Raw genomic sequence first — 14,019 nt, forward strand, 5'->3', positions numbered from 1 at the left:
GTCAAACGCATTCCAAGGACGCATTCAACATGAAGCAGTCTGCTGCCAAGACCCTCGGTGTCGCCGTCGTCGGTGCCGCCATCGCCGCTGCGGGCGCGGGTGCCGCGAACGCCGCCCCGAGCGCGCCGGTCGCCCCCGAGGCCTCCCAGGCCCTCGGCACCGTCACCCAGGCGCTGCCCGTGGAGAACGTCACGAAGGCGCTGCCGACCGCCACCGGTGCCCTCGCCCAGGGCCAGAGCGCGCTCGGCGCCGGCCTGGAGGCCGCCCAGCCCGCCGCCGCCAACGTCCTCGCCGAGGGCCCCACCGCCCCCGTCGCCGGGCTGCTCGGCGGCCTCCCCGTCGGCCAGGCCCTCCCCACCAAGGGTCTCGGCGTCAACGGCCTTCCCCTCGGCGGCGCCTGAGCAGCACCACGACATCGGCACGGGGCGCATCCCTGCGGGGTGCGCCCCGTCGGTGCGCGCGGCACCGGGCCGTGTGAACCACGGGCCGAAACGTGTCACCAGGCCGTGCGGGCCTTGCCCTCTCCGGGGAAGAGGATCCACAGGGCTATGTAGAGCAGGAACTGCGGGCCCGGCAACAGGCACGACACCAGGAAGATCACGCGCATCGTGGTCGCGGAGGTGCCGAAGCGCCGTGCCAGCGCGGCACACACTCCGCCGATCATCCGGCCTTCGGTGGGGCGGGCAAGGCGGCTCATGAGGGCTCCTTCGTCGGTGTAGGACGCCGGCCCACGGGCCGACGGTGGGGCGGGACCCTGCTCGGGGACACCGCTCTCTTTTCCACACCTTCGACGCTACGGTGACGAAGCGGACGAAGCGTCCCTCTACGGAGCCATCCCCACCCTGGGAATCGTCGGGGTCCGACCCTGAGACACCTCTTCGGGGCGCACGCGCGCCGCACCCACCCGGGTGCGCTCCCTCCGCCGCAGCGCGGACCTGACGACCGGCACCACCGCGAGATGGGCGAGTCCGACGCCGACCGAGTTCAGCAGGATCGAGTCGATGTCGACGACCTGCCCCGGCACCCCGGTCTGCAACAACTCGATGGCCAGCGACAACAGCGCCCCGGCCGCCACCGACCGGGCCAGCGACGCCAGCGGCGACCCGGCCAGCCTTCCGTGCGCCATCGGCAGCAGGACACCCAGAGGAGCGAGGAGTGCCAGCCCTTCACCGATCCGGTGGGCCGCCTCCGGCCACCCCAGGGCCAGATCCGCTCTGATCCCCGCGAACGGCCGCAGATTCGCGGGACTCATCCAGGTGACGTCCAGCGGACGCAGCGTGATCCAGGCAACGACCGCGAGATGCACGGCGAGGAGAACACCCCCCGCCGCACGGACACGGATCCCGGCGCTACCGCCGTTCGTACCTTGAGGCTGCACGCCCCCCAAGACGCGGCCCCCGGCACGATCGGTTGCAGGGAGTTTTTCGAGGCTCGTTCGCCTGCCCTTCCGCAGTGATCCAGGCACGGGGCGCTGCAGCCACAGGTCATCCGGCTAGGAATCCCCTCGACCCCCTCGGCTCAGGAGCCGTTGACCTCCGTCGACGGCGGGTTCCCCGCCCCCGGGGCCGACTGGGTCTCCGGGTCGCACTCGTAGCGGCGCAGCGTCTCGGCGCTCGTGCTGCCGAGGACCACCGAACCGTTGTCGCCGGCGGCCGCCGAGTCCGCGAAGGTGCAGACGATCTGGGCGAGGGCGAACCGGGGGAGCGCGTCGGGGGCGGTGGACAGGCGCAGGGCGTCCTCGGGGTCGTCCGGCCTGGGCCCCGCCACCGTGAGGCCGGGCGGGACGGCGGTGCTGTAGCCGGCCTCGTCCTCTATGGCGGTCGGGTCGGTGGAGAGGGCGTCCAGCAGGCCCTGGGCGACGGCGGCGCGCCGCCGGGCCTCCTCGGTGCCCTCGGCGACCTCCACCGAGCGGTTGACCCGCACGAGCGCACCGGAACACAGCAGGAACACCTCCACCGGCATGCCGGAGGGCGTCGTCTGGGTCGTGATGTCCGTCGCCGACAGCTCGCACGGCACCATCGAGGGCGCCGGGCCGAAGTCCGTCGGCACCTGGGTGGCCCGGATGCCGCAGCCGGCCAGCAGTCCGGCAAGCGCCCCCGTGGCCGCCAGCACCCGTACGCCGCGCGCGCGTGCGGCACCTTCCCGAACCTCTGGCACTCGCACGCCCCGCGTTCCCCCGTCTTCCCGTCGCCGGGTGCCTCGTATCGTCACTGACCGGCCCCCTCGGGACCTTGCGGGTCGTCGTCGGCCCGGTAGCCGTCCCGTTCGTCCGCGATCAGCGAGGCCGCGTCCCGGGGCAGGCGGAGGGTGAAGACCGCGCCGCCCTCGGGGGAGTTGGCGGCGGTGATGTCGCCGCCGTGGATGTGGGCGTTCTCCAGGGCGATGGACAGGCCGAGACCGCTGCCCTCGGAGCGGGGGCGGGAGGCGCTCGCCTTGTAGAAGCGGTCGAAGACGTGCGGGAGGACGTCCTCGGGGATGCCCGGGCCGTGGTCCCGCACCTCGATCAGCAGGTCCGCGTCGTTCTCGTCGCCCTCGCGCACCAGGACGCGCACCGGCGAGCCGCCGTGCTTGAGCGCGTTGCCGATCAGGTTCGCCAGGATCACGTCCAGGCGGCGCGGGTCGAGCTTGATGATGATTCCGCGCTCGGCGTCCAGGTCCACCGCGTCCAGCCAGGCGCGGGCGTCGATGCAGGCGGTGATCTGGTCGGCGATGTCGACGTCGTCGAGGACGAGACGGGCCGTGCCCGCGTCGAAGCGGGTGACCTCCATCAGGTTCTCCACCAGGGTGTTGAGACGCTGGGTCTCGCTGACGACGAGCCGTACCGCCGGTTCGATCATGGGGTCGAGGCTGCCCGTGTCGGCGTCCAGCTCCTCCTCCAGCACCTCCGTGACAGCGGTGATCGCCGTCAGCGGTGTCCGGAGTTCGTGCGACATGTCGGCGACGAAGCGTCTGGACGCCTCCTCGCGGGCGCTCATGTCGTCGACCTTCTTCTCCAGCGACTCCGCCGCGAGGTTGAAGGTCCGGGAGAGGTCGGCGAGTTCGTCCGTGCCGGAGACCCGCAACCGGGTGTCGAGCTTGCCCTCGCCGAGCCGCCGGGCGGCGACACCGAGGCGCTGCACCGGCTTCAGGACCGTCGTCGCGGCCGCCTGCGCGAGCAGCGCCGAGCCGATCAGCGACAGACCCGTGGCGATACCGAGTGACCAGGCCAGCGAGTTGAGGTCCTTCGCCTCCTCCGCGAGGGACTTGCGCATGTACCCGGTCGGCCCGCCGCCGATCATCTTCGCGCCGCCCACCAGATAAGGGGTGTCGCCGTCGATGACCCGCTGCCAGTACACGTGGTACGCGTGCTTGTTGCCGGAGGTGAGCTTCTGCCGTTTGTTGACGGCCTTCCGCAGGGACGCCGGCACGTCCTCCAGCGTGAAGCCGGTGAGCGCGTTGTCGGTGGAGGCCCCGGAGACCGTCCGGCCGTCGGCGTCCTCGGCGACCAGCAGCACGCTGGACCGCTCGCCGCCGTCCGCCATCTTCCGCGCCGCGAAGCGCAGTTGGTCCTGCGTCGGGTTCGGGCGCAGCGTGCTCACATGGCTCTGCATCTCCCGCTCGAAGTCGTTGAGCGCCGCGTCCTGCGCACGCGTCTGCACGGCCTCGCGGTTGAGCCAGTACGCGATGCCGGACGCCGACACGGCGGCCGTGAGCGCCACCAGGCCGAAGACGACCACCAGCCGCAGCCGGAGACTGGTGAAACGGATCCGGGACTGTACTTTCCTGCGAGCCGCGGCCCAGCCGCGGATCCCCCCCGAAGCCTTCGTCACTGAGGAGTGTCCAACCGGTAGCCCACGCCGCGCACGGTACGGATCAGGGTCGGCGAGGACGGCACGTCCTCGACCTTGGCGCGCAGCCGCTGCACACACGCGTCCACCAGGCGGGAGTCGCCCAGGTAGTCGTGCTCCCACACCAGACGCAGCAACTGCTGCCGGGACAGCGCCTGCCCGGGGCGGCGGCTCAGCTCCAGCAGCAGCCGCAGCTCGGTGGGCGTCAGCTGGAGGTCCTCGCCGTTCTTCGTCACGGTCATGGCCGCGCGGTCGATCACGAGGGAGCCGAAGGTCGCCGCGTCGTTCGCCTCGCGCTCGCCGCGCCGCAGCACCGCGCGGATACGGGCGTCCAGCACCCGACCCTGCACGGGCTTGACCACGTAGTCGTCCGCGCCCGACTCCAGGCCCACCACGACGTCGATGTCGTCGCTGCGCGCGGTGAGCAGGATGATCGGCAGCTGGTCGGTGCGCCGGATGCGCCGGCACACCTCGAAGCCGTCGATCCCAGGCAGCATCACGTCCAAAACGATCAGATCAGGCCGCTGTTCGCGCAGCAGCTTGAGGCCATCCTCGCCGGTGGCGGCGGTGGCGACACGGTGCCCCTGGCGCGTCAGTGAGAGCTCCAGGGCCGTGCGGATGGCGTCGTCGTCCTCGATCAGCAACAGGGAAGGCACGGGCTCATTCTGGCCCATGGCATGGCGCCGAATCGACCGTTGGAGCGCTCCCGCCCGACACCCGCACACGATCGTGCCGTTCGCGTAGCCGTACGACTCTTCTCTGTGATCGACCTGTGCCCCGGCTGGGCCCGACCCCTGTGACAGCTCTGTGACAGTCGGCGGACACGGCCATGAAGGTGAACGGGCAATCTTCTCGGCACAGGCAAGGAAACGCCGCCCGACAGCACCACAGGGCGGAGCCGGGGAGCACGAACAGCACCACTGCACAGCACCACAACCGGAAGTCCACGACGGGGGGCGCGAGATGAACACGCTGCACGGCAACAGCACTGGCGCAGTTGTCACGCGTCTCCACGACGTCGTCCGGAGCACGGAGAAGTCCGGTGCCGTGAGCGGGCGGGGGTGCGCTCGCGGCACCGGGCGTCAGCACACCACGTACATGACGGTGGTTGACGCGCACGTGGGGGCAAGCACCACGGGGGTCACCCACGGGGGAACGGGGACCGCGTACGGGGAGGACACGGGGGAGCGCAGGTCTGTGTCGGAGGCGGAGTTCACCGCCTACGTCCAGGAGCGTCGTGCCTCCCTGTACGCAACCGCCTACCACCTGACCGGGGACCGCTTCGAGGCCGAGGACCTGCTGCAGAGCGCGCTGTTCTCGACCTACCGGGCCTGGGACCGGATCAGTGACAAGGCCGCGGTCGGGGGCTACCTCCGCCGCACCATGACCAATCTGCACATCAGCGCGTGGCGCCGCCGCAAGCTGAACGAGTACCCGACCGAGGAGCTGCCGGAGACCGCCGGCGACACGGACGCGATGCGCGGCACCGAACTGCGCGCCGTCCTGTGGCAGGCGCTCGCCCGGCTCCCCGAACTCCAGCGGACGATGCTGGTCCTGCGTTACTACGAGGGCCGCACCGACCCGGAGATCGCAGAGATCCTCGACATCAGTGTCGGCACGGTGAAGTCGAGCATCTGGCGGTCGCTCCGCCGGCTGCGCGAGGACGAGGTCCTCAGCTTCGGCCGTGACGAGGAGGAGTCCTTCGGGGAGCTTGTCGCCTGAAGGTCTGTGGGGGGAGCAGGTAACGGGGGAAAAGCGGGGGGAGCACGGGGGAGGCCAGGGACGTCACGGTGGCGCGGGGGAGCGCCGACGTGACGGCCGGGGGGTGACCGGCGGGGTCCGGGGGGACCACGACGGTGCAACGGGGGAACACGGGGGAAGCACGGGGGATACGGGGGAAGGCGGGACTGGAGGGCCGGGGGGTCCGTCCAGTCCCGTTTTCATGTGTGCCCCGGTGTTCGTCGCCCGTCGCCCGGCCTCAGGCCGTCGCCGCCGCGCCGCGGCCCGCGGCGGCCGCCGCCAGGCGCCCCAGCGCCTCGTCCCGGTCGCACGGGTGGGCGCCCAACTCCGTCTGACGGGCCACGATCGAGCGCTCCAGGCGCATCAGCCGCCAGCCGCGCCGCAGCAGGAACGGCACCGACTTGCGGCCCTCGCGCAGATCGCGCAGGAAGCGGCGGCGGAACGTCTTCACCGCGCCGCGGGTCAGGCACAGCGCGTCCGCCAGCAGCCCCAGTTCACGGCAGCGCCCGACGATCTCGGCGGCGAAGATGCCCTCGGCGATGAACACCGGCGTCGGTCCGATGGCCAGGGCCTCCGCGCCGGTCCGCGCGCTGAGCGAGATGTCGTACGCCGGCACGGTCGTACGGCCTGTGCGGCACAGCTCCTCGATCGCCGCGACGGCCGTGTCCGCGTCCCAGGACAGCGGGTGGTCCCAGTCGATGTCCGTACTGCCCTCCACCTGTGGCAGCGTCGGGTCGTCGCCCTCCTTGTAGAAGTCGTCCAGCCGCAGCACGGGCAGGCCGGAGCGGGCGGCGAGGAGGGACTTGCCTGAGCCGGACGGACCGGTCAGCAGGACGACCCGGGTCGGTATCGGAGGATGCGAACTCACGAGAGTCCAGTGTGAGGCATCACGCGGCTCCCGCCGAGTCGGCGGGTCGCCCTTGGAGCGCACATCACATCTCAACTACCGTTTGTGTCTCTATGATTACTTTCCGAAACGGAAACGCACAGGACAAGGTGGCACCGCTGATGGCTCGACTCTTGGCTCCCCAGACCCCCGGCGCCCGGCGCGTGTTGCTGGCCGTCACCACCGCGGGGCTCGCGCTCGGCGCGGGTGCCGGTACGGCCGCGGCGGCCGACGGCGCCGCCCCGGTCGTGGACGTGCTGCGCACCCGGCCCACCTCGCTCGGCCAGGTCGACCCGCAGGCGGGTCTGCAGGCCCTGACCGGCACCGTCGGGTACGTCACCGGCCCGGTCGCGGGGCTCAAGCCCAACCCGCTGGCGGGCACGGGCGTCGACCCGCTCGACAACGGGGTGGGCACGCAACTGGCCGACTTCCAGCCGCTGACGTCCACCGCCCTGACCGGACCGGTGGCGCAGGCGCCGTCGATCGGGAGCATCCCGGTGCTGGGGCAGGTGGTGGGCGGGCTGCGCTGAGCACCCCTTGCGCACCCCGTGACGCGCGCGGGGAACCGCGGGACCGGCCCGGACGGTTCACTCCGTCCCGAGGGTCCCGCGGTTCCCCGCGTCCCGGATCAGTACGCGGAGCCCGAAGCGCCCAGCGACCCCGTCGGGTGCCAGACCGTCTTGGTCTCCAGGAACGCCGTCATGCGGTCGAGGCCGGGCGTGGCCGACCAGTCGTCCACAGGCTGTGGACGCAGGACGCGCTTGAGGTTGTCGGCCGCGGCGATCTCCAGCTCCTTCGCCAGGACGTCGTCCGCGCCGGCCAGGTCGATCGCGTTGACGTCCTGGTGGGCGGCGAGGGGCGCCGCGATCTCCGCCGTACGCCCGGAGAGGACGTTGACGACACCCCCGGGGACGTCGGAGGTGGCCAGCACCTCACCGAGCGACAGTGCCGGGAGAGGGGACCGCTCGCTCGCGATCACGACCGCCGTGTTGCCGGTCGCGATCACCGGGGCCAGCACGGAGACCAGGCCCAGGAAGCTCGACTCCTGGGGCGCCAGGACCGTCACCACGCCCGTCGGTTCCGGTGAGGAGAGGTTGAAGTACGGGCCCGCCACCGGGTTTCCGCCGCCGATCACCTGGGCGATCTTGTCGGTCCAGCCCGCGTACCAGACCCAGCGGTCGATGGTCGCCTCCACCAGGGCGACGGCCTTCGACTTCGACAGGCCCTCGGCGTCGGACACCTCGTGCACGAACTGGCCCTTGCGGCCCTCCAGCATCTCGGCGACGCGGTAGAGGACCTGACCCCGGTTGTACGCCGTCGCGCCGGACCAGCCGCCGAACGCCTTGCGGGCGGCGACCACCGCGTCCCGGGCGTCCTTGCGGGAGGAGAGGGGCGCGTTCGCCAGCCACTTGCCCTTTGCGTCGGTCACCTCGTACACCCGGCCGCTCTCGGAACGCGGGAACTTCCCGCCGACGTACAGCTTGTAGGTCTTGAAAACAGACAGGCGGTCAGACATCGAGGTACGCCTCCAGGCCGTGGCGGCCGCCCTCGCGGCCGAAGCCCGACTCCTTGTAGCCGCCGAACGGCGACGTCGGGTCGAACTTGTTGAACGTGTTGGACCAGACGACGCCCGCGCGCAGCTTGTTCGCGACGGCCAGGATCCGGGAGCCCTTCTCGGTCCAGATGCCCGCCGAGAGGCCGTACTGGGTGTTGTTGGCCTTGGCGACGGCCTCGTCCGGGGTGCGGAAGGTGAGGACGGACAGGACCGGGCCGAAGATCTCGTCCCGCGCGATGGTGTGCGCCTGGGTGACGTTCGTGAACAGCGTCGGGGCGAACCAGTAGCCCGCGGAGGGCAGTTCGCAGGCCGGGGACCAGCGCTCGGCGCCCTCGGCCTCGCCGCGCTCGACGAGCGAGGTGATCCGGGTGAGCTGCTCCTCGGAGTTGATCGCCCCGATGTCCGTGTTCTTGTCGAGGGGGTCGCCGAGACGGAGGGTGGACAGGCGGCGCTTCAGGGAGTCGAGCAGCTCGTCCTGGATCGACTCCTGGACCAGCAGGCGGCTGCCCGCGCAGCAGACCTGGCCCTGGTTGAAGAAGATGCCGGTCACGATGCCCTCGACGGCCTGGTCGATGGGGGCGTCGTCGAAGACGATGTTCGCGCCCTTGCCGCCCAGTTCGAGCGTGAGCTTCTTGCGGGTGCCCGCGACCGTCCGCGCGATCTGCTTGCCGACCGCCGTGGAGCCGGTGAAGGCGACCTTGTTCACGTCCGGGTGCGCGACGAGGGCCGCGCCCGTGTCGCCGTAGCCCGGGAGGATGTTGACGACACCCTTCGGCAGGCCCGCCTGGCGGCAGATGTCCGCGAAGAACAGCGCCGACAGGGGGGTCGTCTCGGCGGGCTTCAGGACCACCGTGTTGCCGGTGGCCAGCGCCGGGGCGATCTTCCACGCCAGCATCAGGAGCGGGAAGTTCCAGGGGATGACCTGGCCCGCCACGCCCAGCGGGCGGGGGTTCGCGCCGTAGCCGGCGTGGTCGAGCTTGTCGGCCCAGCCCGCGTAGTAGAAGAAGTGCGCGGCGACCAGGGGGAGGTCGGCGTCGCGGGTCTCCTTGATGGGCTTGCCGTTGTCCAGGGTCTCCAGGACGGCCAGTTCGCGGCTGCGCTCCTGGATGATGCGGGCGATGCGGAAGAGGTACTTCGCGCGCTCGGTGCCGGGGAGGGCCGACCACTTCTCGAAGGCCTTGCGGGCCGCCGCCACCGCGCGGTCCACGTCCGCCTCGCCCGCGCGGGCGATCTCGGAGAGGACCTCCTCGGAGGAGGGGCTGACCGTCTTGAAGACCTTGCCGTCGGCGGCCTCGGTGAACTCGCCGTCGATGAACAGGCCGTAGGAGGGGGCGATGTCGACGACCGCCCGGGACTCGGGGGCCGGTGCGTACTCGAATGCGGAAGCCATGGGGATCAGTCCACCGTCACGTAGTCGGGGCCGGAGTAGCGGCCGGTGGCCAGCTTCTGGCGCTGCATCAGCAGGTCGTTGAGGAGCGAGGACGCGCCGAAGCGGAACCAGTGGTTGTCCAGCCAGTCCTCGCCCGCGGTCTCGTTGACCAGGACGAGGAACTTGATCGCGTCCTTGGTGGTGCGGATGCCGCCGGCGGGCTTCACGCCGATCTGGACGCCGGTCTGGGCGCGGAAGTCGCGGACGGCCTCCAGCATGAGGAGGGTGTTGGCGGGGGTGGCGTTCACCGCGACCTTGCCGGTCGAGGTCTTGATGAAGTCCGCGCCCGCGAGCATGCCGAGCCAGCTGGCGCGGCGGATGTTGTCGTAGGTCGACAGCTCGCCGGTCTCGAAGATGACCTTGAGGCGGGCCGAGGAGCCGCAGGCCTCCTTCACGGCGGTGATCTCGTCGTGGACCTTGAGGTAGTTCCCGGCGAGGAACGCGCCCCGGTCGATGACCATGTCGATCTCGTCGGCCCCGGCGGAGACGGCGTCGTGGACGTCGGCCAGCTTCACGGCGAGCGCGGCACGGCCGGCCGGGAAGGCGGTGGCGACGGAGGCGACCTTGACGGTGGAGCCGGCGACGGCGGCCTTGGCCGTGGGCACCATGTCCGGATAGACACAGACGGCGGCCGTGGCGGGGGTCGTGCGGTCGCCCGGGTCGGGGAGGACCGCCTTGGCGCCGAGGGACCGGACCTTGCCCGGGGTGTCCGCGCCTTCCAGGGTCGTCAGATCGACCATGGAGATGGCCAGGTCGATGGCGTACGCCTTGGCGGTCGTCTTGATGGAACGGGTGCCGAGGGAGGCGGCACGCGCCTCCAGGCCGACCGGGTCGACGCCGGGCAGCCCGTGCAGGAAGCGGCGCAGCGTGCTGTCGGACGCGGTGACGTCGGCGAGAGCGTGGGGTGCAGCTGTGGACATGGTCACCAGACGAGCATATCTACGCGCGTAGCTGGTGTACAGCCCCCGGATTGATTGCCGGTGCCCGCGACCCGGGGACACCGGGTGGCGGAGCGGGGCGTGCGGCGGGCGGCCGGTCGCGCGGTTCCCTGCGCTCCCGCGCGGCGCGGGCCGGGTGGGCTGCGAACAGTTCCGGGGCGTCGGGCAGAATCGGACGTATGAGCACCTCGGATCAATCGTCGCCCGAGCCGGAGCACACCTCGGCGGCTCGTGAGCGCGCGGAGGCCGGCACGGCTTCGGAGACCCCGAAGACCGAGCAGGCTCCGGCGGCAGCGGCGGCCCCCGCGTCGAAGCCCGCCAAGCCGGTGTACAAGGACCGGGTCTACCGCTCGCCCGCCGGACTGACGGGCGGGGTGCTGCTGCTCGGGCTGATGGCGTGGCTCGGCGGGGACGCGGTGGCGTCGGGGGAGGGGCGTACGCCCTGGCTGGCGCTGGCGTCCATGCTGGTGGCCGTACCCCTGGTGGTCGCGTTCTCGGTGCGGCCCGCCGTGTTCGCCAACGACGACCGGCTGCGGGTGCGCAACCCGTTCCGGGTGGTCGAGCTGCCCTGGGCGAGTGTCGTGTCCCTGCGCTCCGGCTACACCAACGAGGTGATCGACACGAGCGGCGCCAAGTACCAGCTCTGGGCGATCCCCGTCTCGCTGCGCGGCCGCAAGAAGGCCGCCCGGCACCAGGCCCGGGAGGAGCGCCGGGCGGCCAAGGGTGAGAACAGGGCCGAGTACGGGGGCGGGAGCGTGGGGCGGGCCGCCCCGGCCGGGCGGCCCATGCGGGCGGAGACCGACCAGGTCATGGCCGATCTGCGGGAGCTGTGCGAGGCGCGGGCGAAGGCACTCGGGTCCCAGGGTGAGCCGAGCGCGCGGTGGGCCTGGGAGGTCGTGGGGCCCGTGGTGGCGGGGGCCGTGCTGCTGCTGGTGCTGATCGCGATCGGGTGACGGACCCGCGCGGCCGGGATTGCGGCCGTCGCTGTCGGCTCTCGGCGGTCGCTGTCGGTGCCAGGCCGTAGCGGTCGGCTCCCTGCCGGGGGGACGGCGACGGTGGTGGTCCCCCGGGGCCGGGATGCGGCCGTCGCTGTCGGCTCTCGGCGGTCGCTGTCGGTGCCAGGCCGTAGCGGTCGGCTCCCTGCCGGGGGGACGGCGACGGTGGTGGTCCCCCGGGGCCGGGGTGGCTGTGCTCGTTCCGGACGGTGTCCGCGCTTTACCGGACGGTGTCCGCGGGGGGTGGCGGACGCCCGGGCGAGGCGCTTTCCGGATCGGTCCCAGACATCTGTTCTATGGTGGCGGGAAACGCGCCGGACCAGACGTCCGGGAAGTATGCGACGGTCAACACCCCGCGGGTCCGGGCGTGTTGGTCCGGAACATGCCCGTGTGTCCCGCCTTCACAGCCCTGTCCGCTTGGATCGCGTCGGATCGCGCGCGGCGAACGGCCTATCCACGACGGCGGCGGAGTGTCCACGAGACGATGACCACGAACCTTGAGCCCTGGCCGCAGGCCGGGCCCACCACACCGCGCGCACTGGCCGCGACCGCCGTGCCCGAGGGCTGCGTCGCCTGGAGCGGGGACAAGCTGGAGGCCTGGGCACGGACCCGGCCGCCCCTGTGGGTGCCGGCCCGGGCGCGCCCCCTGCACCTGCTCGCCGTGGTCCCGGGCGGCCTCGTCATCGGCTTCTGGCTGGCGAACTTCGCGGAGGTGCCCGCCGCCCTCGCCGTGCTGGTACCACTGCAGCTGGTGTGGACCCTGGTCAGGCCCGAGGTCGTCCGGTTCTCCGCGCCCCTGCTCACGCTCCTGCTGGCCTGGGAGGGGAAGACACACGACGTGCCGACCCTGCTGGGCCTCATCGCCCTGACCTTCACCTGGGCCGCCGCCGAGATCCGGCTGAGCAAGGGGCGGCTGCAGCGGCAGTGGGCCCTGGCCGCGGCCGCGGGGGCGACGGCCCTCGTGCCGGACGGGGCGGGGCCGGTGCGCCGCGGCCGGTTCCTCACGGGGTTCGGGCTCGTGCTGGCCCTCCTGGGCGCGGGGCTGCTCGCCCTCACCTCCGGCCGGGACGCCCTCACCGACCGGGACGCGGTCACGCTCGTCGGCTGGTTCGTCGTCGGCTGGGGGTTCACCTCGCTGCTCTCCGGCCGGCTGGGGCGTCGCCGGGCCGCCGCGCTGCGGGGCGCCCCCGTGCCGGTGCTGCGGGTGCTCGTGCGGGACGGCGCCGACGGGGACACCGAGGTCTTCGCCGCCGACGACGTGGAGGCACTGCGGCCGCTGTTCACCGTCGCCACCGAGGAGTGGTACGACGACGGCGACGACGAGTCCGACGAGTCCGAGGGAGCCGACGAGTCCGAGGGGGCCGAGGAGCGCGTAGGGCGGGAGGCGCGGGACGAGCTCCTCGACGCGATCGAGGATGCCGACGATGACGACGAGCAGCCCGGAGCCCTGCGGGAGGCCGTGCTGTACGGGCCGCCCCACGACGGCGCCGAGATCGTGATCGTCAGCGCGGCGGAGAGGCTCGACGCGCCGGAGGAGCCGGACGGGCCGCAGGGGCCGCCGGATCTGCGGAAGCCGGACGAGCGGGACGGTGCGGACGCGGCCGGGGGCCGTTCACCGGCGGAACCGGTCGTCGCGTCCTCCAGCGGCCCGGTACGTCCGCTGACCGAGCGTGCCGTACGGCGCCGGGCCGCCGCGGAGCGGGCCGGGGAGAAGCGGCACGCGGTCGACGAGGAACTGCGTGCCGAGGCGGCGACGCGGAGCCTGGAGCGGCTGCGCGAGGACCCGCAGCCGGTACGGCGCTGGCGGGCGGGAGGGGCCGACTGGACCACCGCCCTCCTGACGGTGGTCGTGGTGGCCTCCGTCGGGCTGTACCCGGACGGAACGGCGCGGTACCTCGTCGGCGGTCCGGTCGGCCTCGTCGGCGTCCTGACCCTGCCGCAGCTGCTGGCCTGGCGTATCACGGCCGACCGCGCGGGCCTGTGGCTGAGCGGCTGGCGCCGGGCCCGGCACATCGGGTGGGACGACCTCAGAACGGTCCGGTGCGCCGGCGCAGTGCTGACGGTGGACAGCTACGAGGAGTCGTTCACGTCCTGGTCCGTCCGGTCGGAACGCTGGCGCCGGCCGGAGCGCAGACTGCGCCTGGTCCACCCCTACGAGCGGACCGCGGCCGAGATCACCGCGATGTGGCAGGAGCCCGCGCTGCGGCCCGCGGGGAAGCACGAGGGGAGGGGGGCGCCGTTGTGGCCGCTGGGCCTGGTGCTGGCCGTGGCGTGGGCGGCGGCGCTGGTGCTGGTCCCGTAGGGCGGTGCCCCGGCCGGCCGCTGGGCTGTAGGCCCGTGTTCAGGTCGGCCCCTGGGCTGTACGGGCGGTGCCCTGGGCGTTCCTGGCCCGCAGGGCGTTTTCCCCGGCGGGTCACTGGCCCTTAGGGCGGTGTTCAGGCCGGTCCCTGGGCTGTAGGGCGGTGTCCAGGGCGTCTCGGCTCGTAGGGCTTTCCTGGCCGGCCCGTGGCGCGCGACGAGTTCCCCGGTCGGCCACCGGCCCGTACACGCGCGGGCCTCGGCCTGTGATCGTCGGCCCGGACGCACGAAGGCCCGGCCCGGATGACCGCCCGGACGCACGGGGGCCCCGGCCGGTGATCCGCCGGGGCC

The 14,019-nt window shown here is 72.5% G+C and carries 14 protein-coding genes; 5 read left to right on the forward strand and 9 right to left on the reverse strand.

Annotated features, from left to right (window positions below; genetic code table 11):
• The first annotated feature begins 29 nt into the window (after positions 1-29).
• Positions 30-401, forward strand: a complete 372-nt coding sequence (locus ACFU5F_RS15420) for an ATP-binding protein (RefSeq protein ID WP_383887047.1) — start codon at positions 30-32, stop codon at positions 399-401.
• Between the two features lie 95 nt (positions 402-496).
• Here the strand turns inward: ACFU5F_RS15420 and ACFU5F_RS15425 are convergent, their stop codons facing one another.
• The 5 genes from ACFU5F_RS15425 to afsQ1 form a co-directional block, all read right to left on the reverse strand.
• Entirely contained in the window at positions 497-697 is a 201-nt protein-coding gene (locus ACFU5F_RS15425; RefSeq protein WP_383887049.1) for a PspC domain-containing protein, read from the reverse strand.
• Positions 698-823: 126 nt separating this feature from the next.
• Positions 824-1,306, reverse strand: coding sequence for a VanZ family protein (locus ACFU5F_RS15430; protein WP_383887051.1), 483 nt, complete (start codon positions 1,304-1,306; stop codon positions 824-826).
• Positions 1,307-1,518: 212 nt separating this feature from the next.
• Positions 1,519-2,157, reverse strand: coding sequence for a hypothetical protein (locus ACFU5F_RS15435; RefSeq protein WP_383887077.1), 639 nt, complete (start codon positions 2,155-2,157; stop codon positions 1,519-1,521).
• 50 nt (positions 2,158-2,207) lie between these two features.
• Entirely contained in the window at positions 2,208-3,809 is a 1,602-nt protein-coding gene (locus ACFU5F_RS15440; RefSeq protein WP_383887053.1) for an ATP-binding protein, read from the reverse strand.
• Positions 3,806-4,483 carry a two-component system response regulator AfsQ1 gene (gene afsQ1, locus ACFU5F_RS15445; protein ID WP_013001223.1) on the reverse strand — a complete coding sequence of 226 codons (678 nt, stop codon included), beginning with the start codon at positions 4,481-4,483 and terminating at the stop codon, positions 3,806-3,808. The genes ACFU5F_RS15440 and afsQ1 overlap by 4 nt, the downstream gene beginning before the upstream one ends.
• A 307-nt stretch (positions 4,484-4,790) precedes the next feature.
• Between afsQ1 and ACFU5F_RS15450 the strand changes: the two genes are divergently transcribed.
• Positions 4,791-5,549, forward strand: coding sequence for a SigE family RNA polymerase sigma factor (locus ACFU5F_RS15450; protein WP_383887056.1), 759 nt, complete (start codon positions 4,791-4,793; stop codon positions 5,547-5,549).
• 256 nt (positions 5,550-5,805) lie between these two features.
• On the opposite strand, the gene ACFU5F_RS15455 is transcribed toward ACFU5F_RS15450, so the two are convergent.
• A complete protein-coding gene (locus ACFU5F_RS15455; protein WP_383887058.1) occupies positions 5,806-6,435 on the reverse strand; it encodes a uridine kinase in 630 nt (209 codons plus the stop codon).
• Positions 6,436-6,575: 140 nt separating this feature from the next.
• Here ACFU5F_RS15455 and ACFU5F_RS15460 point away from each other — a divergent pair, with 140 nt between their 5' ends.
• Positions 6,576-6,983, forward strand: coding sequence for a hypothetical protein (locus tag ACFU5F_RS15460; protein ID WP_383887060.1), 408 nt, complete (start codon positions 6,576-6,578; stop codon positions 6,981-6,983).
• A 98-nt stretch (positions 6,984-7,081) separates the two neighbouring features.
• Here the strand turns inward: ACFU5F_RS15460 and ACFU5F_RS15465 are convergent, their stop codons facing one another.
• Genes ACFU5F_RS15465 through deoC form a run of 3 tightly spaced genes read right to left on the reverse strand, consistent with a single transcriptional unit; the run spans position 7,082 to position 10,357 of the window.
• Entirely contained in the window at positions 7,082-7,969 is an 888-nt protein-coding gene (locus tag ACFU5F_RS15465; RefSeq protein ID WP_383887062.1) for an aldehyde dehydrogenase family protein, read from the reverse strand.
• The gene (locus ACFU5F_RS15470; protein WP_383887064.1) at positions 7,962-9,398 is read right to left on the reverse strand and encodes an aldehyde dehydrogenase family protein; all 1,437 of its coding nucleotides are present in this window, start codon (positions 9,396-9,398) and stop codon (positions 7,962-7,964) included. The genes ACFU5F_RS15465 and ACFU5F_RS15470 overlap by 8 nt, the downstream gene beginning before the upstream one ends.
• Positions 9,399-9,403: 5 nt before the next feature.
• Positions 9,404-10,357, reverse strand: a complete 954-nt coding sequence (deoC, locus tag ACFU5F_RS15475; protein WP_383887078.1) for a deoxyribose-phosphate aldolase — start codon at positions 10,355-10,357, stop codon at positions 9,404-9,406.
• 197 nt (positions 10,358-10,554) lie between these two features.
• On the opposite strand from deoC, the gene ACFU5F_RS15480 reads away from it, so the two are divergent.
• Together ACFU5F_RS15480 and ACFU5F_RS15485 are read left to right on the forward strand one after the other, a co-directional pair.
• Positions 10,555-11,328, forward strand: a complete 774-nt coding sequence (locus ACFU5F_RS15480; RefSeq protein ID WP_383887066.1) for a PH domain-containing protein — start codon at positions 10,555-10,557, stop codon at positions 11,326-11,328.
• 526 nt (positions 11,329-11,854) lie between these two features.
• Complete coding sequence (locus ACFU5F_RS15485; RefSeq protein WP_383887068.1) at positions 11,855-13,672, forward strand: hypothetical protein; 1,818 nt, start codon at positions 11,855-11,857, stop codon at positions 13,670-13,672.
• The last annotated feature ends 347 nt before the right edge of the window (positions 13,673-14,019 follow it).

This window comes from Streptomyces sp. NPDC057438 (genome assembly GCF_042802995.1).
Lineage (GTDB): Bacteria > Actinomycetota > Actinomycetes > Streptomycetales > Streptomycetaceae > Streptomyces.